Consider the following 20074-nt stretch of genomic DNA (forward strand, 5'->3'; position numbering starts at 1 on the left):
AGCCCATCGCTGTCCTCTCGTCACACCGTGGCGGCCGGCTGCTTCCTGGTGACCTTCACCATCATCTTGGAGTAGCCCTTCACGAAGTTGGACTGGGTGTACTCGGGCTCCCCCACAACCTCGATGTCCTCGAATCGGGCCAGCAGCTCCTCCCACAGGATCTTCAGCTGCAGTTCGGCGAGGCGGCTGCCCATGCAGCGGTGGATGCCGATGCCGAATGCCAGGTGATGGCGGGCGTTGTGGCGGCCGATGATGAAGTCGTCCGGATTCTCGAACTTGCGCTCGTCGCGGTTGGCCGAGGCGTACCACATGACGAGCTTGTCGCCCTTGCGGATGAACTGTCCGTTCAGGATGGTGTCCTGTTTGGCGACGCGGCGCATGTAGGCCAGCGGGGTCTGCCACCGGATGATCTCGTGGACCGCTTTGGTGATGAGGCCCGGATCGGCCTTCAGCCGGGCGAACTCGTCGGGGTTCTGGTTCAGGGCGAGCACGCCACCGGTCATCGAATTGCGGGTGGTGTCGTTGCCGCCCACGATCAACAGAATCAGGTTGCCGAGGAACTCCATCGGCCGGTCGATCAGGTCCTTCGTGTCCTCGGACGACTGCATGAGCGTGATGAGGTCGAAGCCGGGCTTCTCTCCCGCCGCCAACCGAGCCTTCTTGTCGTACCAGAGGGCGCTGAACGCGCGTGCCATATCGGCTGCGGCGCTGAACATCTCATCCATGTCGGCCTCGCCGCCGGTGGCCGAGGCGCTGCCGGCCACGGTGTCGGTCCAGTAGACCAACTTGCGGCGCTCGTCGTAGGGAAAGTCGAGCAGGGTTGCCAGCATGCGTGAGGTCAGTTCGATCGAGACCGTGTCGACCCAGTCGAACGGCTCGTCCACGGGCAGACCGTCGAGGACCTCCTGCACCCGGGTCCGGATGAGTGCTTCCATCTCCTGGAGGTTCTGGGGCGCCACCACGCCCTGCACCGCGCCCCGCTGCTCGTCGTGCCGCGGCGGGTCCATGGCGATGAACATCTCGACGTCCAGGCCTTCCGGCGGGTCACCGATGATGATCTGCGGCTCGGCGGAGAAGCGTTCGTTGTCCTTGTCGACGGTGACGATGTCGTCGTAGCGGGTGATGGACCAGAACGGCCCGAACGGGCTGTTCGGCTGGTAGTGCACCGGCGCCTCGTCGCGGAGCCGCTTGAAGTAGGACTGCCAGCGGCCCTGGCGGAACATGAACGGGTTGCTGACGTCGATGTCTGCCAGCTCGACTTCCTCGACGGGGGGAATCGGGGCCTCGACGAAGACCGGCGACTTGTCGCCGACCACCGATTTCTTCGTCTTCTGGTAGAGGTGCATGCCCTTGATCTGCAAAGGCATCGGGATGGTCGACTGAGCGCGGCTGCGCACTGGGTCGAGGATCGCTTCCTGCGCCTTGGTGATTGCCTGATCGAGAATGTTCACGAGTTTCTCCGTCCTGTCAGATCTGGAATTCGGGCTGTGGATCGGCGTCTGACCAGTTCTCATTCACGGGGCCTCCTCCGCACATCCCTCTTCGTTGGTAATGACGCTACGAACCAAGATGAGCAGTTGGGAGACCCTAAGCGGCGGAATACTTACTCGAAGTGGCAACGCTGAGAGCAGATCGCCGGGGTCGACGATCTGTGGTCACCGACCTACGTATCCGCCCACCCGGTGCAACCGCGACTGCCACTATCAATTCGGCGAAGCAAATCGATCTTGGCGACGCGACTTACTAGATTCGGCAATGTGGTTGATTGGGACATCCCCCGCACGCCGACGAGCGTCGGCGTGCTGCTCGGGCTGGCCGGCGAACGCGGCGTCAGCCCGGAAACCTGCCTCACCGGCTCTCGACTGACTGTCCAAGGTCTGCAGCGCCCGGGCGCCGAGGTCACCGCCCGCCAGGAACTGACTGTCGTCACGAATCTGCTTGAGGCGCTGGACTATCCCGATGACCTCGGCGTCGAGGTCGGGCTGCGCTATCGGCTTGCCACCTACGGCATCTTCGGGTTCGCCTTGATCAGCAGCCCGACCTTACGCAGTGCGATCGACGTCGGCGTGCGCTATCTCGACCTCACGTTCGCCTCGTCGACGCTCGGTACCCGGGTGGTCGGCGACGAGTTCCACTTCGTCCTGGAGGCGCCGGGCACGCCCGACCGCGTCCGCCGATTCGAAATCGACCGGTTGGCCACGGCGGTCGCAGTGATCAAACGGGAACTGTCGGCAGACTTGCCGCCCTTGGGCGTCCGGTTCACCCACCGCCGGCCTGCCAATCTCGAGCGGTACATCGCCGCATTCGACGCCGAGCCGGAGTTCGATGCACCCGAGAACCTGCTGATTCTGCCCATCGACGTGCTCGATCTCCCACTGCCGCAGGCCAACGCCTACAACTCCGCCGCCACCCAGGAGCAGTGCCGCAATCTCCTCGAAGAGCGGCGCAGCCGGACCGGACTCTCGGGCCAGGTTCGCGACCTGCTACTGGCGTCCCCGGCGCAGCCACCGAATGCGCACGAGATCGCCCAAGCGCTGCTGATGAGCCCGCGGACGTTACGCCACCGGCTCGGCGCCGAGGGCACGTCGTACCGCGAACTCCTCGACGAGATCCGCCAGCGCCTTTCAGAAGAGATGCTGATCGGGGGTCGCTTGACCGTGGCCGAGACGGCGAGTCGACTCGGTTATGTTGAGCTGTCGAGCTTTTCGCAGGCGTTCCGCCGGTGGCACGGGATGAGTCCGCGGGCCTTCCGGGCGTCCCGCACGTGAGAGCGAAAGGGCGCGGCGCCGGCCATTGTCCGCGGTTACGCGGCGCAGTCCCACCAGTCGAGCAGTCGTGTCCCGTAGAGCGTGAGCCACTTTGACGGCTCCCCGGCCGGCACATCGACCTCGAACCACACGCGGCCCGGCTGCCGGCCGGTCTGCAACCAGGTGCCGTCCGGCTGCCGGGCCGCCCGAACGATGTCGACCGCGTCGCTCAACCGGGGATCCGGTGCGCTGCCATCCTGCAGTGCGGCGCGGCGGAAGTACTCACCCGCATTGAGAGCGCTGTAGGACCACCGCATCGGATAGCTGAAGTCGTTGATCCACTGCCCCACTGGCTGGTTCGTGGTGAGCCGATTGAGCAACCGACGTTCGAGCAGGTACTCCTCCCCGCGCCGGCGTGCCGCGCGGATCTCGGTGCTGCCCCCAGTGGCGGCCTCGAAAGCCAGCAGCCCCTTGAGCGAGTTCAGAGTGGAATGGAACGACGATCTCCGCGATCCTTCGACCCAGTCACAGTTCCACCCGCCGTCGGGCAACTGATGCTCGAGAAACCAGTCGGCGAGGCCGTCGACGTCCGCGCCCAGCCACACGCCGTTGGCCAGGGTCCAGGCGTTGATGCAGCAGTCCACCTCACCGGACCAGTACGGCAGGTCGTCGTACTCCCAGCGGCAGTGCGCGTCGAGCAGCTCGGCGGTGCGGCGTTCCCGCAACACCGATGCATCAAGTCCCCACTCCCGCAGCGCATTCAGCGTCCAGGTCGTGGCCGTCCATGGCTGGCCTTCCTCGGGCCGCTCTGGGTCGTCGAAGTCGTAGTCCGCCGGGAAGAACGCGCCGCCGGCCCACTGGCCGTCGGGATCCTGCAGTGCGAGCAGGCGTGCACCGAAGCCCTGGGTCGCGATGCGCGACCGGGTTCCCTCCCACACCGCGGCCGGCGCATCGAGAAGATCGCACTCGACCTGCCAGCGCAGCGCCGGGTCCGAGTCCAGCAGCCAGTCCGTAAGGGCCACGCTCGTCATCAGACCGCCATCACGCTAGGAGCAGTAGACCTGGCCGTTGAGCACACAGTTCGACGGTGGCGTGTAGGTGCCACTCAGAATCCCGCGGATGCCCCCGTTGGCCGTACCACCGGGCGGAATCACGCGGTTCCAGCTGGCTGGGGTGATCACGTAGTGGGTGCCGTACTGGGCGAAGGTGCTGCTCCATGCATGCGAGATCGACTGCCCGACCGGCATGTCGAACTCGATCTTCCAATCCGCCATCGGCACGGTGCTGTAGTTGGTGACCACAAAGCGCGCGATGAACCCGTCCTGCCAGGTGTGTTGCACCACGAGCCGCGCCCCGGCCGCGGCCGCATGAGCGACCGGAGTGCCGACGAGTCCGATGAAGGCGACCGTCAATGCGGACACGACGACGTGAAGCGCTGCGCGCAGCGCTTCACACGAGAGTCCGGTCCAGTCATCGCAGCCCAGACTAAGGCCCGCCGACACCCACTCCTGTTCGCGTCGCAGGGTGCTGCCATACCTTTGCGTGATTGCAACCCGCGCGAGACCACGTCCTAGTTCTGGTCCATGCTCACGACGTCGGGAGACCAGTCGCGGCGGCGTGCCATGTGAATCCACACACCTATGGCCGCGAGTGTCGACACGGCCCCGACAGCGGCTACGGGAGCAACCACCGACCTGCGCAGCGTCGAGAGCGCGGCGCACTGCTCGGCGTAGTCGCTGCTCAGGAACGTTGGGCCGCGGATCGCATGCTGTTCGAAGTTGAGTTGATCCTGCTCACGCGCCACCGAGTACTCCGGCCGTAGCCCGGTGCCGCAGGGAATCGGGTACCCGCCGCGGTCCACCGATTTCAACTCCAGCGGTAAGAAGAGCGCCACCGTGGCGCCCAGTATTGCCGCCACGCCCACCACGATGAGTGACCGGATGATCACGTGTCTCCACACCTCCCCGCGTTGTTCGCGGCGGCGACTCGGACTATCGCAGCCGGGTGCCGTGCGTCGGACGATGCCGGGCATTTACCCGCTGCCGGGACCGGTAACCATCGATCTGATCGGCTGCCGCGTCGTGGCGATCGGAAAAATTCTGCTCTCACTTGCTTGCACTCACCGATGGCGAGTGCTAAAACAAATCTATGCCAGCCGATACAGATAATCGAGCTGGAAGCGCATAGATGGCACAAGAGAAAGGACAGATGGAGGTGGCCACGATGCTGCTGCGTACTGACCCGTTCCGAGACCTGGATCGCTTCACCCAAGAAGTCCTCGGCACCGCGGCCCGTCCGGCGGCGATGCCCATGGACGCCTGGCGCGACGGCGATGAGTTCCACGTCGAGTTCGACCTGCCCGGCGTCAATGCCGATTCCCTCGACCTCGACATCGAGAACAATGTGGTGACTGTGCGCGCCGAACGGTCCCCGGTGGATTCGTCGCGGGAAATGCTGGCCGCCGAGCGGCCGCGCGGCGTCTTCTCCCGACAGCTGGTGCTGGGCAACAACCTTGACACCGGCAGGATCACCGCGGACTACCGCGATGGGGTGCTCCGGCTCGTGATCCCGGTGGCCGAGAAGGCCAAGCCGCGCAAGATCACGGTCAGCAGAACCGGAAACGCCAAGGCGATCGACGAAAGCAAAGTGATCACCGAGGACGGCAGCCCTGTCACCAACACGGCAGCGGCCAAGGAGCCGGTGAACGCCTGACCGGGTCGATGCGCCGGTGCCGGGCTGGACGCTGACCAGCCCGGCACCGGCCGGCCAACTTTCCGCGACTGCGGCACATTCTTGAATGGTCGGTGTCATGCCGACAGTGCAAGGAGGTGAAAAGTGATGCAGCACAGCATGATTGCGGCGCCGGCCGCGCCTGACACCATCACGCCAGACGAGCTGGCCCAATCGCTGGGTGTGGACGACCCCACGATGGTGATAGCGCTGATCGCCGAAGTCGACGCGATCTTCTGCGCCGCTGAAGCTCCTTGCCGTCAGCAACCGACGCCACCAGCGGTCGGGTGCGCTCTATACGGGCCCCGGTGCGCTGGTCGGTCTTTGGAGTCCACATGTCGGCGACCGCGGCGCGGGCCGGTGCGCCGTATGACGCCGGTGCAGCGCAGCCCTCCGGGATCGATAGCCGCTGCAGCAGTCATGTGAGCCGGTGGTTCCTCCACCACCCGAAGGCTGGGCCATACGCCGCCAGGGCCACACACTGGGCGCCTACCAGGAGGCGCCGACGCCCAATCTAGGCAAACCCTCCCCGGCGGCAAGGCCCGGTCTTCACGTCGGCCAGTTTCGTCGTCCCTGCCTTTGGATACCCCTGCAGAAGGACCAAAGACAGCCAACTCCTGAAAAGAGGAGACGAAAGGAGCTCGACGTGGCGTTCTCGCAGATCGCATCGAAAACAATGGCAGTCGCTACCGGCATCGCGGCCGCCGGAATCCTGGCGGCAACCCCGGCGCTCGCCGACCCGACAGCAGTGATGTTCGGCCAGCGAGCCGAGATTCCCAGCCCCGGTGGCGCGATCGAGTACACCGTCATCAACCTGCAGCCGAGTGGACACAACGACGGCATCTGGTACTCGGATGTGACAGCGCGTGCCGTCAGCGGTGCGCCGACGCCGAACATCTCCGATTTCAACGCGCGGGCCGTCAACAGCTCGACATATGCGGACATGAAGGGCAACGAGGTCGAGGGCCTGCCCAACCAGCCGATCGCCCCGGGCAGCTATGCCACGGGTCGAATCTACTTCGATGTCCGGAACGGAACCGCGCCCGACAGCGTCGTGTACCGGGATGCCGGCGGCAGTGACAAGGTGGTCTGGAAGAGCTAGCCAGACTGCGATGGCGGATTTCCGCCAGCGCTGCCCGCGACGTGGCCAATAACGTCGACGCGTGACCACAACTGCACACCGAAGTCCGGTAATCACCGGCACCACAGTCCTTTTCATGTCGCTGGCCGCCGCCTTGGGCACCGCGACGATCTACCCGCTCCAGCCGGCCATCGCCGACATCGCACGATCGCTGGGCTCCGGCACGGCGATGGTCGGTGCGGCGTTGGCCTGCGGTCCGATCGGCTACCTGCTGGGGCTGGCGCTCCTGGTCCCGTTGGTGGATAGGTTCTCGCCGCGGCGGGTGGTCGCCTGGCAGTTCCTGGCGCTCGGCGCCGCGCTCGCACTGACCGCCGTTGCCGGCACTGTGTGGCTGGTCGGGTTGGGATTGCTGCTGACCGGCGCCTGCTCCGCGGTGGGCGCGAGTCTGAGTTCCGTTGTCGGTCGCCTCGCGCCCGCGCACCGGCGCTCGACAATTCTGGGTATCGTCACGGCCGGGATTTCGGCCGGCATCCTGGCCGGCAGGATCGCCGGCGGCTGGTTGAGCGACGTGATCGGCTGGCACGCAATGCTTCTCGTGGTCGCCGCCGCGGCCTTCGGAGTCGCCGCCGGCTGCCTGCTGTTCCTGCCGACCGCGACCGGAGCGGTCGAACAGAACTATCTCGCCGGATTGGCATCGCTGCCCCGGCTGCTCGTCCGTGACCGCGTGTTACGCCGTGGCGCGCTGCGCGGATCACTGTGGTTCTTCGCGTTCTGCGCGGTCTGGTCCGGAATCGCGGTTGCCTTGTCGCAACAGCCATACTTCCTGTCTGCCAAGCAGATCGGGCTCTACGCCTTGGCGGGTATCGCCGGGATCTTCGCGACGCGCGTCGCCGGCGTCTACACCGACCGATTGGGCTTCCGGCCCGTGGTCCTCGTCGGTCTCGCGGTGGCGGGCGCCGCCTGCCCGGTACTCGCCTTCGGGTTGGGCAACCCACTGGCGATCATGGCGGCCCTGGCCGCATTCGATGCCGGCCTGTTCGCGGCACAGGTGGCGAACCAGACCACCATCTTGGCGATCGATCCGTCCGCGCCGGCCCGATTCAACAGCGCGTACATGCTGGTCTACTTCGTGGGTGGAAGCCTCGGGACGGCGTTCGGCGCGGCAGCGGTGGCCTCATGCGGTTGGCCGGCGACCGTCGGCGCTTGTGGCGCAGCACTTCTCGTCGCCGGGCTGCTCACCGGCGGTCGACCGCTCCGCGAGCGGTGACCGCCTCCTCAGATGGTGCGTTTCAGGCCGACGTGCGCGGCGTGGTACCCGAGGCGGTCATAGAACGCCCGGGCCTGTTCGCGCGCTTCGTCGGTGGCCACCTGGGCCAAGCGCGCACCGTGTGCCCGGCCGTACTCGTGCGCCCACTGCACCAGGGCCGTGCCGAGTCCTTTTCGACGCTCGGCCGCGGTGACCCGCAGACCCTCTATCTGTAGTCGGGTCGAACCACCGCGGGACAGCCCGGGAATCACGGTCAGCTGGACGGTTGCGACGATCACATCGGAACAGTTGCGGACCACCCCGAGGTAGTTGGAGTGGTCACGGACGAGACCGTCATACGCCGCCTCGTAGTCTTCGAGGTCCGCGGTTTCCCGGTCCTGGCCGAATTCATCGTCGGACAGCAGCGCGACGATCGACGCGACATCGTCACGGGCCGCCCGTTCCACCCGGAAACTACGGTCTCCCACCCGCAGTAGTCCCCGCACCGAGGTTCGCGCTTGCGACTGCAGACGCGTCACCAAGAGGTCCAGCCACGCCCCGACATTCGTTCGCGCCTCACGGGTGTCGGGATAGCGACATCGCAGATGCAGGCCGGACTCGTCCAGGATGAACCACAGCATGACGCCGTCGGTCTGGATGGCGGCGCTCACGTACTGAGCGTCCAGCCCGACGTCGTCGATGCGGACCGGAAGACGCCGCAGATCCAGCCATGAGATCGCGAACATCCCGGGCGACATCGGCATGCCGCCCCATGGGGCCAGCACGTCCGCCAATGGCCACGACCCGAGTTGCACTGCTTCTTTGACCGCGGCGGCCGCGGCACATGGATCGGCGACGGTCGACTCCAGTACCGAATTGGTGATGAACCAGCCCACCGAGTCGTGCCAGGTGGTGTCGAAGCGACTGTGCACCGGGAAGACGGCGCGAAGCGGCGCGTCGGCCAGCTCCCGGGTCACGGCCGTCATCGCGGCCACCGCCAGCGCGAGCGTCGACACGCCGTCGTTGCGGGCCTGCACGGCGAAAGCCGCACTGGCGTCGACATCGAACACATCCCGGACTTCGACGCGCTCGGGCCCCAGCTCAGGTTCGCCCAGCGGCAGCGGGAATCGCGGCATCACCCCGCCGCTGTCGGCGATGATGCGCGCCCACGTCTCCCGGACGTGGTCCGGCGCCGCGGGACGATCGAGCAGCGCCTGGGTGTGTTCGACGAAAGCGGGTGCCGGTGGCAGCGAAACCACGCGCCCGGTGCGCGCGGCCGCGAGCAACACCAGCAGATCCCGGGCGATCACCAGCATCGACCACATGTCGACGTGGCTGTGGTCCGCCGCTATCACCACCGTCAGTCCGGCGGCGGTTTCCAGCAGGCACAACCGGTGTGAGGGTTGCTGATACGGCGAGCAGGCCGCATCCAGGACACCGCGCAGCGCGTCGTTCACCGCCTGGCCGGCAGCGATCTCGTGCTCGACCCAACCGGCCGGACGCACTTCGATCTCGTGCAGTTGCGGATCGCCGTCCGGTCCTGCCGAAAATGCGGTCCGCAACGTGGCGTGGCGGGCCACCACCGCCAGCCACGCCTCGGCCAGCGATTCCCGGCTCACGCGCTCCGGCAAGCGAATGGACAACGCCATCCACGAACCTGGCCGGGCCCCTGCGCCGACATGAATCCGCTGGTCAAAGGACACCGGAAGCTGCCGACCCGGCGCCGACACCGCGACGTCGTAGCCCCAGAGCCGTCCGAACGGCAGTCGCAGGTGCGAGACGTTCGTGAGCCGCATGGCGGTACCCTAGCGCCCCGGTTAGCCTGAATGCTCGGTCAGCAGGTCGACTCCACGACGAGGCGATCGGTTACGGAAAGAGTTGCCTGATGCCTACTTTCGCAGTTCCCGGAGCCGAGCTTGCGGTTGAACTGAGCGACGAAGGTGGCCACCCCGTTGTCCAACTCCACGGTCTCACCTCCAGCCGCGCGCGCGATCGGGTGCTCAATCTCGACCTCGGCCGGGGGCTCAGCGGGACGCGGCTCCTGCGCTACGACGCGCGTGGCCATGGCAAGTCGACGGGCCGGAAAGTCCCCGCGGACTACCGGTGGGAACAGCTCGCGCAAGACCTGCTGAATCTGCTCGACCGGTGGTTTCCCGGCGAACCGGTGCACGGGGTCGGGCCGTCGATGGGTACCGGGACGCTGTTGCATGCGGCGTGCCGCGAACCAGAACGGTTCACGGGATTGACCCTGATGGTGCCGGCCACCGCGTGGGAGACCCGGCGCGCGCAGGCCGCGCACTACGAGGCCGCGGCCACGCTCATCGAGACCGAGGGCGTCGGCGCGTTCATCGCGGCCTCTCGTGGCGCGCCCCGGCCGCCGGCGACCGTGGGTGCACCCGAAACCGTTCCCGATGTCGCCGACGCCCTACTGCCGTCACTGTTTCGCGGTGCCGCGCTCAGCGACCTGCCGTCGCCCGAAGCCATCGCGCGGATCGACGTGCCGACAACGATCCTGGCCTGGATCGACGACCCGGCCCATCCGCTCTCGACCGCCGAAGCCCTTGCCGCGCTGATGCCGCGGTCCACGCTGACGCTCGCTCACACACCCGAGGATGTCGAGACGTGGCCCAAGATTCTGAGCCAGGATGTCGGCCGCCGCGGCTGACCGGTACTTGACGCCGCCCTTGACATCGACGTAACACTGCTGCCATGAGGCGTCCCTAGTGTGAAGCGGTCATTCACGTAGGGATAGGAACTGCATTGAGCGGAAATACCACCCGCTTGCGAGCGATCGCCGGCGTCCAGGCCTATACGCCCCCGGCGTACACCTTCGACCCGGCCGAAGCGCCCGGCGAGATCTTCGGCACCAACGTATTCACCAAGGCCGAGATGCAGGCACGCCTGCCCAAGGCGATCTACAAATCGGTGGTCGCCACCATCGAGAAGGGCGCCAAGCTGGACCCGACGGTCGCCGATGCCGTCGCCGCCGCGATGAAGGACTGGGCGCTGGAGAAGGGCGCGACGCACTACGCGCACGTCTTCTATCCGATGACCGGCCTGACTGCCGAAAAGCACGACAGCTTCCTCGAGCCGGTCTCTGACGGGCAGGCCCTGGCCGAGTTCGCCGGCAAGACGCTGGTGCAGGGCGAGCCCGACGCGTCGAGCTTTCCGTCCGGCGGTCTGCGGTCCACGTTCGAGGCCCGCGGGTACACCGGTTGGGACGTCACCAGCCCGGCGTACATCCTCGAGAACCCGAACGGCAACACACTCTGTATCCCAACGGTTTTCGTGTCGATGACCGGCGAGGCGCTGGACTACAAGACGCCGCTGCTGCGCAGCCAGCAGGCCATGGGCATCCACGCGGAACGCATCTTGACGCTGTTCGGCCACAAGGACCTCGAGAAGGTCGTCTCGTTCTGCGGTCCCGAGCAGGAGTACTTCCTGGTCGACCGGCACTTCTTCCTCGCTCGGCCCGACCTGATCAATTCCGGCCGTACGCTTTTCGGCGCCAAACCGCCCAAGGGCCAGGAGTTCGACGACCACTATTTCGGTGCCGTCCCCGACCGGGTGCTGGGGTTCATGATGGACACCGAGCGGGAGCTGTTCAAGCTCGGCATCCCCGCCAAGACGCGCCACAATGAGGTCGCCCCCGGGCAGTTCGAGGTGGCCCCGATGTTCGAGCGCGCCAACATCGCTTCCGACCACCAGCAGCTGCTGATGACCGTGTTCAAGACCATCGCCAAGAAGCACGGCATGGAATGCCTGTTCCACGAGAAGCCGTTCGCCGGCGTGAACGGCTCGGGCAAGCACGTCAACTTCTCGGTCGGCAACGCCGAGCTGGGTTCGCTGCTGGTGCCCGGCGACACGCCCCACGAGAACGCCCAGTTCCTGGTGTTCTGCGCCGCCGTCATCCGCGCGGTGCACAAATTCGCTGGGCTGCTGCGGGTTTCGGTCGCATCGGCGACCAACGATCACCGCTTGGGTGCCAATGAGGCACCGCCCGCGATCATCTCGATCTTCCTGGGCGATCAGCTTGCCGATGTCTTCGAGCAGATCGCCAAGGGCGCTGCGACGTCGTCGAAAGGCAAGGGCAGCATGATCATCGGTGTCGACACCCTGCCGGTGCTGCCGACCGACCCCGGTGACCGCAACCGCACCAGCCCGTTCGCGTTCACCGGCAACAGGTTTGAGTTCCGGGCACCGGGCTCGGGCCAGACAGTGGCGGTCCCGATGATCGTCCTCAACACCATCATGGCCGACTCGTTCGACTACATCGCCACCAATCTGGAGCAAGCTGTGGCCGACGGCGAAGACTTCGACACGGCGGTGCAGAAGCTGCTCACCGAGGTGATCACCGAACACGGTGCGGTGGTCTTCAACGGCGACGGTTACTCGGAGAACTGGCAGGCCGAGGCAGCGTCCCGCGGGCTGCCGAACCTGAAGACCACGCTGGATGCCATCCCGGAACTGATCAAGCCCGAGGCGGTGGCGGTTTTCGAGAAGTACGGCGTCTTCAACGAGCGGGAGTTGCACAGCCGCTATGAGGTACGCCTGGAGCAGTACGCGCTGACGATCGGCGTCGAGGCCAAGCTGGCGCTCGAGATCGGTTCCACCATCGTGCTGCCGGCCGCGCTGCGCTACCAGACCGAGCTCGCACAGAACGTCGCCGCATTGACGGCGGCTGGGATGACGCCGAGTTTGACGCTGCTGCAATCGGTCTCGGAGCCGATCAGTGCGCTCAGTGACGCGTTGGCCACGCTCAAGGCGGCGCTGTCAGATCATTCGGCCGCGTCGGCCTATGACGAGGCCAAGCACGCGCAAGTTGCGTTGCTGCCCGCCATGGAGGCGGTCCGTGCCGCGGCCGACACGCTGGAGACTGTGGTGGCCGACGACCTGTGGCCGTTGCCGACGTATCAGGAGATGCTTTACGTCCTCTGACCGTCCACGTCACACGCCGGTGGCACCATCGATCCGTTCGCGGATGACGTCGGCGTGCCCGCAGTGGCGGGCATACTCGGCGATCATGTGCGTGTAGATCCAGCGCAGGTTCACCTCGCCACCCATGAACGGGCTGGTGTCGTCGAGCCGGCGCGCAGCGCAGTTGGCGCGCGCATGGGCAATCTCGTCCTGCCAGATCCGGAACGCGAGCGGGTACGACGACTCCGGTGACAGCTCGAATCCGCCGTCGTGGCCCTCGGGGTGATCCGCGGGCCCGAAGATCGGTGGTGCCTGCTCACCGGCGAGCACGCGGCGAAACCAGTTGCGCTCCACCTCCGCGGCGTGCCGCAGCAATCCCAGGAGTGTCAGCTCCGACGGCGGCGCGGATGCGGTGCGCAACTGCTCGTCGTCGAGGCCCTCGCATTTGGCCGCCAACGTCGCGCGGTAGAAGTCCAGCCAACCCTCGAGTGTGGCGCGCTCGTCGGCATTCATGGGCGGCACCGGCCGCTGCACGGAAGTCACGCTTCCCGATGGTGCCAGGCCATCCCGACATTCTGCCGATGGCCCAGGAAAATCCGCTGTCTGTCGATATCCGGGGTAGCCGTTCGTGTAGAAGGTGAAGGGTGGCAACCGGCCGCCCCAAATCGAGGAGTGACGGTCATGCACTACCTACTCGCCATGCATCAGCCGGTCGGCGATCCGCCGCCGCCGGAGGTGCTGGGGCCGATCATGGATGCCCTGGACGCGGTCGAGCACGACATGAAGGCAGCGGGCGTGTGGGTGTTCTCCGGTGGCTTGCACGGTCCTGACGCGTCGACCGTGGTCCGGGTCCACGACGGCGCGGTCCTGACGACGGACGGACCGTACGCCGAGGGCAAGGAACACCTGGGCGGCTTCACCATCATCGACGTTCCCGATCTGGATTCCGCGCTCGGCTGGGCCCGCAGGCAGGCGGAAGCCGTGCGGCTCCTGCCCATCGAGGTGCGCCCGTTCCGGGGCGATCTGAGGGGCTGAACGCGGCCGTGCCACAGATGCAGCCCGCAGAGATCGCCGGCGTGTTCCGGCGGGAGTACGGGCGGGCGGTGGCTGTCCTGGTCCGTCGATTCGGCGACATCGACCTCGCCGAGGAGGCGGTCCAGGACGCCTTCACCAAAGCGGTGGACCGCTGGCCGCAGACCGGCGCGCCGCCGAGCCCCGCGGGCTGGATCATCACCACCGCCGCGCACACGATCATCGACCGGTTCCGCCGGGAAACCGTCCGTGATGAACGGCACGCGCAGGCGGCACTGCTCTATCCGGCGGCCGATGACGACAATCTCGAAGAAGGCCCCGTGCCCGACGACCGGTTACGCCTGATCTTCACCTGCTGTCACCCGGCGCTGGCCCTCGACGCGCGCGTCGCACTCACGCTGCGATTGCTCGGCGGCCTGTCCACCAAGGAGATCGCCCGTGCCTTCTTGATCTCGGAAAGCACTGTCGCGCAACGGCTGGTCCGCGCCAAGCGCAAGATCCGCGACGCCCGCATCCCCTACCGGGTGCCGCACGACAGTGACCTACCCGAGCGTGTGCACGGCGTCCTCGCGGTGGTGTACCTCATCTTCAACGAGGGACACACTGCCAGCTCAGGCGACGACCTCGTACGGGCCGAACTCACCGCCGAAGCGATTCGGCTCGGCCGGCTGCTGGCCGAGCTGATGCCGGACGAGCCCGAGGTCTGGGGACTGCTCGCGCTGATGCTGCTGACCGATGCACGACGCGCGGCGCGAACAGATGCGGACGGCAAGCTTGTTCTGCTGGCCGACCAGGACCGCGGTCGGTGGGACCGCGGCCTCATTGCCGAAGGGCAGGCGCTGGTCCGCAGATGCCTGCGCAGGAACCAGCCCGGGCCCTACCAGATCCAGGCCGCCATCAACGCCGTGCACAGTGACGCGCCGACCGCCGCCGCCACCGACTGGCACCAGATTCTCGCCCTGTACGACCAGCTGATGGCGATTGCCCCGACACCCGTTGTCGCCCTCAATCGCGCCGTGGCGGTCGCCGAGGTCCATGACCCGCAGACGGCGCTGGATCTGGTGGAAGCGCTCGACCTGGCCGGCTACCACGTCTATCACGTGGTCCGCGCGGCACTGCTGTCTCGTCTCGGCCGGACAACCGAGGCGGCCGACGCCTACGGCCGCGCTGCCGACCTGACCGCGAACCCCGTCGAACAGGCATACCTCACCGGCCGAGCGTCAGGAGATCGACGAGTTCGGCCGGATGCGACAGCATCGCCATGTGACCGCCGGGCATGACCTCGGGCTCGATCCCGAGACGGTCCGCGACCACGCGCCGCATGAATCGCTCAGGGAAGAACCGGTCGTCGCGGAACAGGATGAACCGCGTCGGAACCTGCGGAAGCGCTTCGGCCGGCCACGGTTTCAGCGACGGGGTCTCCGATTGCGCGCGTTCGACCTCCTCCGCGACCACGACAGGGTCGACGCCGTTGTAGTACAGCGCGACGGCGTCATCGACGTCGTACCCACCCGCGGCGGCCGCTTCCCGTTGCGCGGCAACACATCCGGTGGCTCTCCACCAATCACCGGGGCATTCGCCCGGCTGGGGAACCATCGCCGAGACGTAGATCAACTCCGCGGCACCGGCCCGCGGGCAGGCCAGCGCTCCGGTGAACCCGCCGAACGAATGCGCCACGACCACAGGCGGTTCGCCGTCATCGAGTGGCTGTGCCGCGACCACGTCGGCGTACGTGTTGAGGTCGGCCTCGTCATCGGCGCACGGCAGGTCCACCGCGATGCCGCGGTGCCCGCGAACAGCCAACTCGCGCACCACAAATCGCCAGTATGACGGATCGCAGCCGCCACCCGGAACGAGCAGGAACGTCGTCACAGCCTGCCGACGACGAAAGTCGCGGCCTGGTCGGCCATGCCATTCGAGCCGTAGGTGATGTGCGCGAACGACGGCCCACCGGCGGGGGCCCCGTTGCAGATGGTGTCGTCGGGCACGCACAACTCGATGGTCTTGGCCACATACGCGGGCCCGATGGCGATTGGCGGCGCGCCGATGTCCGCCATGAACTGCGACGAGGGCTTTCCGAACAGTACAAGTGCCGCAACGTGATTCGCGATCGCCGGCGGCATCGGCTTGGGTGCGTACCAGGTGTACTCCGCCAAGTCCGCCGGGATCTCCTTCGGCAGCGCGTTCGCGGTCGTGAACCCGGAAACCACTGCGCCCTGCGAGTATCCGCCGAGGACGATCCTGGTCTGCGGGCAGGCCGCGGCCGTCGCTTCGACGTGCGTGGCGGCGTCCTTGACCCCGTCGACAACGCTCTGTACGAAATCCAGCCGGTTCCCGAAATCGCTGCTGGCGGCATAGTTCACCGGGTATACCGCCACCGACTTGTTGCCTGCCTGGGCCTGCAGGGCATCGACGAAGGCCCGGCCGGCCATCCCGATACCCGGGGTTTCGCTGGTGCCGCGGGCGAACACCACCTCGACATCGGGGCACGGGTCGGCGGACGCCGGTGGTGCCGGAGCGCCCACAAACGCGGAAGCGACGACCGTGGCGACCCCGACGACATGGGCCAACCGCCTGGCTCGGAACAGCTTGATGATGTCCATACCAGCTTCACCGCCTTGCACCAGCTAACTGCGACCGGTTTTTCCATGCTGACACACAGCAGATGGCGAGCGATACCCGCGAGCCACAGGAATCTGCCAAGAATCCACCAAGGGCGCCGCCCCAGCATTGACCCATGACGGCTCGGTGTAGTCGTCGGGCGTGAGGTCAGGCGACGGTCACGGTGTCCCCGACGACCGACACCGCCTTCGGCGCCAGCGGCTCCTCTGCCGGACCGGTGACGACGGAGCCGTCGACCGCACTGAATTTGCTTCCGTGGCAAGGGCAGTCGATGGTGCCGTCGGAAACCTTCGACACCGTGCACTGTTTGTGGGTGCACACCGCGGTGAACGCCTTGAACTCACCGGCCTTCGGCTGAGTGACGACGACCTTCGCCGCGGCGAGGACCACTCCCCCGCCCACCGGCACATCGGCAGTCTTCACCGAGGGTGCTGCGGCCTTGGTCTCACTGCTGGTGGACGTGCCGGCCGGCGACGCAGACTCTTTCCCGCCACAGGCAGCGAGCACCACCCCGGCACCGACGGCACCCGCGCCGAGGAGTACCCCACGGCGGCTCGGGTGTCCGGCGTCGGCCATGACCGGCTTACCGCCGACCACCGCCGTTGTATCCGGGCGAGGCCACCTCGTCTTCGGTCAATTGGTAGGGCGGCGTGAACAAGCTGGGGTCATCGAGCGAGGATTCCGGCGCATTGAACGGACCTTGAGCCGCTTCCGGAGCCGCGGGCGCATCCACCGGCGGCACGCAGGTGCCCTCGGAGGCGACCAAGCCATCCGAGCACTGCAGTTCGTCGGCGTGCGCGATCGGCATGCTGATCAATGCAGCCACCGCAGATGCAACGCCGAACGTTGCTGCCCCCATTGACATGCGAGCGAATCGCGTGGTCGTTGCACTCATTTCATACCTACTCTCCGGCGCTATCTGGTTCGGTGAAGGTAGCACCATTGAGACCGCTGTGACTGTTCGTTTCGCCACTTGAGTCAATTGCGTTTACACACAATTTTCACAGCAGACCGTAGGCCTGCTCGAGCGCCAGCAACGCCTCGCCGGTCTTGATGGCCAGCTTCTGCATGTGCGGCATCGAGTCGCGGCACCCGGTGAAACCGAAATTCAAAGTGCCCGAGTAGCTTTGACATGTGATGTTCAGGCCGACACCGTGGACGGGAATCGACACCGGATAGGTGGACACCAGCTCGTTGCCCCGGAAGTACAGCGGATAGTCGGGTCCGGGGACATTCGACAAGATGACGTTGTAGGACGCCGGTGCCACCTTGGGGGCACCCACCGTCGCCGCCCCGGTCTGCACGAGGAACGGCGCCATCAGTGCCGCGGTGTAGGCCAGGATCGCCGTGCTGGTCATGCCCGACAACTGATCTTTGGCCGCCTTCGTCGAGGCGCTGATGGTCTCGATCCGCTCGCGGGCGTCGGCGAGGTCGGTACCCAGGGTCGCGAGAATGGCGCCCACGGCGTTGCCGCCGCCGGGATCGTCTTTCGGGCGGATGTTGACCGGCAGCATGGCGATCAGCGACTTTTCGGGCAGGGCGTCGAGTCCGAGGAGATAGTCACGCAGTCCACCGCCACAGATCGCGAGCGCGACGTCATTGAGAGTCGCGCCGGCCGCATCCGCAACGGCCCGCAGCCGCGCGATGTCGTACTGCTGTGTGGCGAACCGCCGGCTCCGGCCGATGCGACCGTTGAAGATGGTGTGCGGCGCCTGGCCCGGCCCGACGAGCGGATTGCTCCTGCTGACCGCGGTCACGGCCAGCTTGGCGAACGCGGCAGGCAGATCGATGACGGTCGACAACTCCGAGGTGACGGACCGCAGCAGCCCGCCGATGTCGGGGATGAGGCTGCTGTCCTTCTCGTCCGTCTTGCGCTCCCGCTTCGGCACCGGGTTCCGGAAGAACAGCGGGGTGTCGGTGTCGGACGGGTCGGTCGACATCGACCGGATGAGCGTCTTCATCGCCGTGTAGCCGTCGACGAGGGAATGGTGCATCTTGACGTACAGGGCGACGTTTCCGTCGTCGAGGCCCTCGATGATGTGCAGTTCCCAGGGCGGTCGCGTCAGGTCCAGCTGGCGAGCATGCAGGCGGGAGATCAGGATTCCCAACTCACGCTGGTCGCCGGGACGGGGCAATGCGGACCGCCGGACGTGATACATGACGTCGAACTTCGGGTCCTCGACCCACCGCTGCAGTGGATTCAGCAGGAACCACGGCGTCTGCAGCTTCATGTTCCACGGCGGCTCGATCTCGTTCGACCCGTAGATCTCGTCGCGCAGCTGATCCAGGATGTCCCCGGCGTCGCCCGATGTCGGGCGGAACTGCATGAGTCCCGCCACATGCATCATCGTCTCGGGAGATTCGGCCGCCAGGAACATCGAATCGAGCGGCGACAGTCGTTTGCTGGTCACCCGGGTGAACATACTGCGGTCACCGCGCGAAGACGGCGCCTTCGATGAGGATCGTGGTTCCGACCGCAATGAGGACCACGGGCAGGATGAGGTGTCCCCACCGCGTGAACGTGTCGGCGACGACCGGATGCGAGGCGAAATACCGGCCGGCGATACACCACACCCCGACCCCGAGGAGAAACACCGTGACGTACCAGGCGACGGTGCCGGCAGTGGCGACCATGAACATCGGCACGTAGACGCCCACGTTGTCGCCGCCGTTCGCGAAGGTCACGGCGGCGACCTGCCAGACACCCGGCGCGAACGACGCCGGCCCGCCGTCGGCTTCCGACGGTTCGGCGCCACGACCCCGCCAGGCCGCCCAAGCTGCCCTGAGCCCCAACGCGATTGGCAACAATCCGAGGTACGGCAGGACGGTGACCGGTAGCAATGCCGCGCCGACAAGCGCGGCACATATCGACACCACCAAGATGGCGGCGAAACCCAGGTACTGTCCGGCGGCCACCCGCGCGGCCGCGCCGCGGTGGCCCCGGGCCTGGCCGAAGAACACCGCGAGCACCACGAGATCGTCGATGTTGGTGACGGCGAAGGTCGCTACCGCCGACGTGATGATGGTGGCGCTCATCGCCGTGGACATTACGGGACGCTGCCGAGCCGAAGCGCAGTGTTCGTCTCGCCGCTACCTGGTCGACGCCGGCCCATGACACAGTGCCCGCGTGACCGTCGACTCGGCGAGTGGCCTGCAGCGCGCCGTCGACCGATTTCACCGGGGCTGTGAGCTGGCCGTCGGCCGGCTGCCCTTCGGCCTCAAATCGATTGTCGCTCCGACGTTCCTGGGTTTCGCACTGATCAACGGCTGCACGTTCGCGATCGACCTGTTGTTGCTCACCGGATTGCGCGACGGGTTGGGATTGCCACTGGCAGCGGCAGTCACAGCGGCCTATGCGAGCGCGTTCGGGCTGAGTTATGTGCTGAATCGAATCTTCAACTTCAGCTCGCACAGCGCGGTGGGTCCGCAGCTCGCCGTCTACGTCGTCGTGGTCGCCGTCAACTACCTGGCGTTCATCCTGGGGGTGTCGACCGGGTTGTCGGCCCTGGGCGTCGAGTACCACGTCGCCCGGATGGCCGCGGGCGTTTGCGAGGCGGTCTACATGTACGCCGCGATGCGCTGGGTGGTGTTCCGGCGCTGAGCTCGCGGTGACGTGCGTCTCATGGCGAGCAAGAATGCTGCGACGGTGTTAATTTCGCCTGGTCAAGTTGTACTGAGGTACCAAACGGGGGTAGTCGG

At 66.6% G+C, this 20074-nt stretch carries 21 protein-coding genes; 9 read left to right on the plus strand and 12 right to left on the minus strand.

What is annotated here, in order from left to right; genetic code table 11:
- Nucleotides 1–20 precede the first annotated feature (20 nt).
- Entirely contained in the window at nucleotides 21–1451 is a 1431-nt protein-coding gene (locus ACJH6J_RS00115) for a cytochrome P450 (RefSeq protein ID WP_244872540.1), read from the minus strand.
- A gap of 306 nt (nucleotides 1452–1757) precedes the next feature.
- On the opposite strand from ACJH6J_RS00115, the gene ACJH6J_RS00120 reads away from it, so the two are divergent.
- Nucleotides 1758–2768, plus strand: a complete 1011-nt coding sequence (locus ACJH6J_RS00120) for an AraC family transcriptional regulator (protein ID WP_212811404.1) — start codon at nucleotides 1758–1760, stop codon at nucleotides 2766–2768.
- Nucleotides 2769–2803: 35 nt separating this feature from the next.
- Here the strand turns inward: ACJH6J_RS00120 and ACJH6J_RS00125 are convergent, their stop codons facing one another.
- From ACJH6J_RS00125 to ACJH6J_RS00135, 3 genes are all read right to left on the minus strand, one after another.
- Entirely contained in the window at nucleotides 2804–3778 is a 975-nt protein-coding gene (locus ACJH6J_RS00125) for a squalene cyclase (RefSeq protein ID WP_406803364.1), read from the minus strand.
- Between the two features lie 15 nt (nucleotides 3779–3793).
- Nucleotides 3794–4249 (minus strand): cellulose-binding domain-containing protein, encoded by a 456-nt coding sequence (locus ACJH6J_RS00130; protein WP_406803365.1) that lies wholly within the window; start codon nucleotides 4247–4249, stop codon nucleotides 3794–3796.
- 68 nt (nucleotides 4250–4317) lie between these two features.
- Nucleotides 4318–4695: a hypothetical protein gene (locus tag ACJH6J_RS00135; protein ID WP_406803366.1), complete on the minus strand. Its 378-nt coding sequence runs from the start codon at nucleotides 4693–4695 to the stop codon at nucleotides 4318–4320.
- 275 nt (nucleotides 4696–4970) lie between these two features.
- On the opposite strand from ACJH6J_RS00135, the gene ACJH6J_RS00140 reads away from it, so the two are divergent.
- From ACJH6J_RS00140 to ACJH6J_RS00150, 3 genes are all read left to right on the plus strand, one after another.
- Nucleotides 4971–5459, plus strand: coding sequence for an Hsp20/alpha crystallin family protein (locus ACJH6J_RS00140; protein ID WP_244872940.1), 489 nt, complete (start codon nucleotides 4971–4973; stop codon nucleotides 5457–5459).
- 664 nt (nucleotides 5460–6123) lie between these two features.
- Entirely contained in the window at nucleotides 6124–6579 is a 456-nt protein-coding gene (locus ACJH6J_RS00145) for a DUF1942 domain-containing protein (protein WP_406803367.1), read from the plus strand.
- A gap of 61 nt (nucleotides 6580–6640) precedes the next feature.
- Nucleotides 6641–7825 carry an MFS transporter gene (locus ACJH6J_RS00150; protein ID WP_406803368.1) on the plus strand — a complete coding sequence of 395 codons (1185 nt, stop codon included), beginning with the start codon at nucleotides 6641–6643 and terminating at the stop codon, nucleotides 7823–7825.
- Between the two features lie 8 nt (nucleotides 7826–7833).
- Here the strand turns inward: ACJH6J_RS00150 and ACJH6J_RS00155 are convergent, their stop codons facing one another.
- Nucleotides 7834–9600: a GNAT family N-acetyltransferase gene (locus ACJH6J_RS00155; RefSeq protein ID WP_406803369.1), complete on the minus strand. Its 1767-nt coding sequence runs from the start codon at nucleotides 9598–9600 to the stop codon at nucleotides 7834–7836.
- An 89-nt stretch (nucleotides 9601–9689) separates the two neighbouring features.
- Here ACJH6J_RS00155 and ACJH6J_RS00160 point away from each other — a divergent pair, with 89 nt between their 5' ends.
- Nucleotides 9690–10469 carry an alpha/beta fold hydrolase gene (locus tag ACJH6J_RS00160; RefSeq protein WP_406801453.1) on the plus strand — a complete coding sequence of 260 codons (780 nt, stop codon included), beginning with the start codon at nucleotides 9690–9692 and terminating at the stop codon, nucleotides 10467–10469.
- A gap of 95 nt (nucleotides 10470–10564) precedes the next feature.
- Entirely contained in the window at nucleotides 10565–12742 is a 2178-nt protein-coding gene (locus tag ACJH6J_RS00165) for a glutamine synthetase III (protein ID WP_318985024.1), read from the plus strand.
- Between the two features lie 9 nt (nucleotides 12743–12751).
- On the opposite strand, the gene ACJH6J_RS00170 is transcribed toward ACJH6J_RS00165, so the two are convergent.
- Nucleotides 12752–13234 (minus strand): DinB family protein, encoded by a 483-nt coding sequence (locus ACJH6J_RS00170; RefSeq protein ID WP_318985116.1) that lies wholly within the window; start codon nucleotides 13232–13234, stop codon nucleotides 12752–12754.
- 168 nt (nucleotides 13235–13402) lie between these two features.
- Between ACJH6J_RS00170 and ACJH6J_RS00175 the strand changes: the two genes are divergently transcribed.
- A complete protein-coding gene (locus ACJH6J_RS00175) occupies nucleotides 13403–13756 on the plus strand; it encodes a YciI family protein (RefSeq protein WP_318985023.1) in 354 nt (117 codons plus the stop codon).
- A gap of 17 nt (nucleotides 13757–13773) precedes the next feature.
- On the plus strand, nucleotides 13774–15033 hold the full coding sequence (locus tag ACJH6J_RS00180) for an RNA polymerase sigma factor (protein ID WP_318985022.1): 1260 nt from the start codon (nucleotides 13774–13776) through the stop codon (nucleotides 15031–15033).
- Here the strand turns inward: ACJH6J_RS00180 and ACJH6J_RS00185 are convergent.
- From ACJH6J_RS00185 to ACJH6J_RS00210, 6 genes are all read right to left on the minus strand, one after another.
- A complete protein-coding gene (locus tag ACJH6J_RS00185) occupies nucleotides 14960–15625 on the minus strand; it encodes an alpha/beta fold hydrolase (protein WP_406803370.1) in 666 nt (221 codons plus the stop codon). The two genes, ACJH6J_RS00180 and ACJH6J_RS00185, sit on opposite strands and share 74 nt — an antisense overlap.
- A complete protein-coding gene (locus ACJH6J_RS00190; RefSeq protein WP_318985020.1) occupies nucleotides 15622–16356 on the minus strand; it encodes a cutinase family protein in 735 nt (244 codons plus the stop codon). The genes ACJH6J_RS00185 and ACJH6J_RS00190 overlap by 4 nt, the downstream gene beginning before the upstream one ends.
- A 166-nt stretch (nucleotides 16357–16522) precedes the next feature.
- Nucleotides 16523–16951: a Rieske (2Fe-2S) protein gene (locus tag ACJH6J_RS00195; protein ID WP_318985019.1), complete on the minus strand. Its 429-nt coding sequence runs from the start codon at nucleotides 16949–16951 to the stop codon at nucleotides 16523–16525.
- A 7-nt stretch (nucleotides 16952–16958) separates the two neighbouring features.
- On the minus strand, nucleotides 16959–17183 hold the full coding sequence (locus tag ACJH6J_RS00200; protein WP_212811393.1) for a hypothetical protein: 225 nt from the start codon (nucleotides 17181–17183) through the stop codon (nucleotides 16959–16961).
- 193 nt (nucleotides 17184–17376) lie between these two features.
- On the minus strand, nucleotides 17377–18798 hold the full coding sequence (locus ACJH6J_RS00205; protein WP_212811392.1) for a wax ester/triacylglycerol synthase family O-acyltransferase: 1422 nt from the start codon (nucleotides 18796–18798) through the stop codon (nucleotides 17377–17379).
- A 7-nt stretch (nucleotides 18799–18805) separates the two neighbouring features.
- Nucleotides 18806–19411, minus strand: coding sequence for a cadmium resistance transporter (locus ACJH6J_RS00210; RefSeq protein WP_406803371.1), 606 nt, complete (start codon nucleotides 19409–19411; stop codon nucleotides 18806–18808).
- 91 nt (nucleotides 19412–19502) lie between these two features.
- Here ACJH6J_RS00210 and ACJH6J_RS00215 point away from each other — a divergent pair, with 91 nt between their 5' ends.
- Complete coding sequence (locus ACJH6J_RS00215; protein ID WP_406801457.1) at nucleotides 19503–19976, plus strand: GtrA family protein; 474 nt, start codon at nucleotides 19503–19505, stop codon at nucleotides 19974–19976.
- Nucleotides 19977–20074: the final 98 nt, after the last annotated feature.

Origin of the sequence: Mycobacterium sp. SMC-18, assembly GCF_045310895.1 — a bacterium.
Classification (GTDB): domain Bacteria; phylum Actinomycetota; class Actinomycetes; order Mycobacteriales; family Mycobacteriaceae; genus Mycobacterium.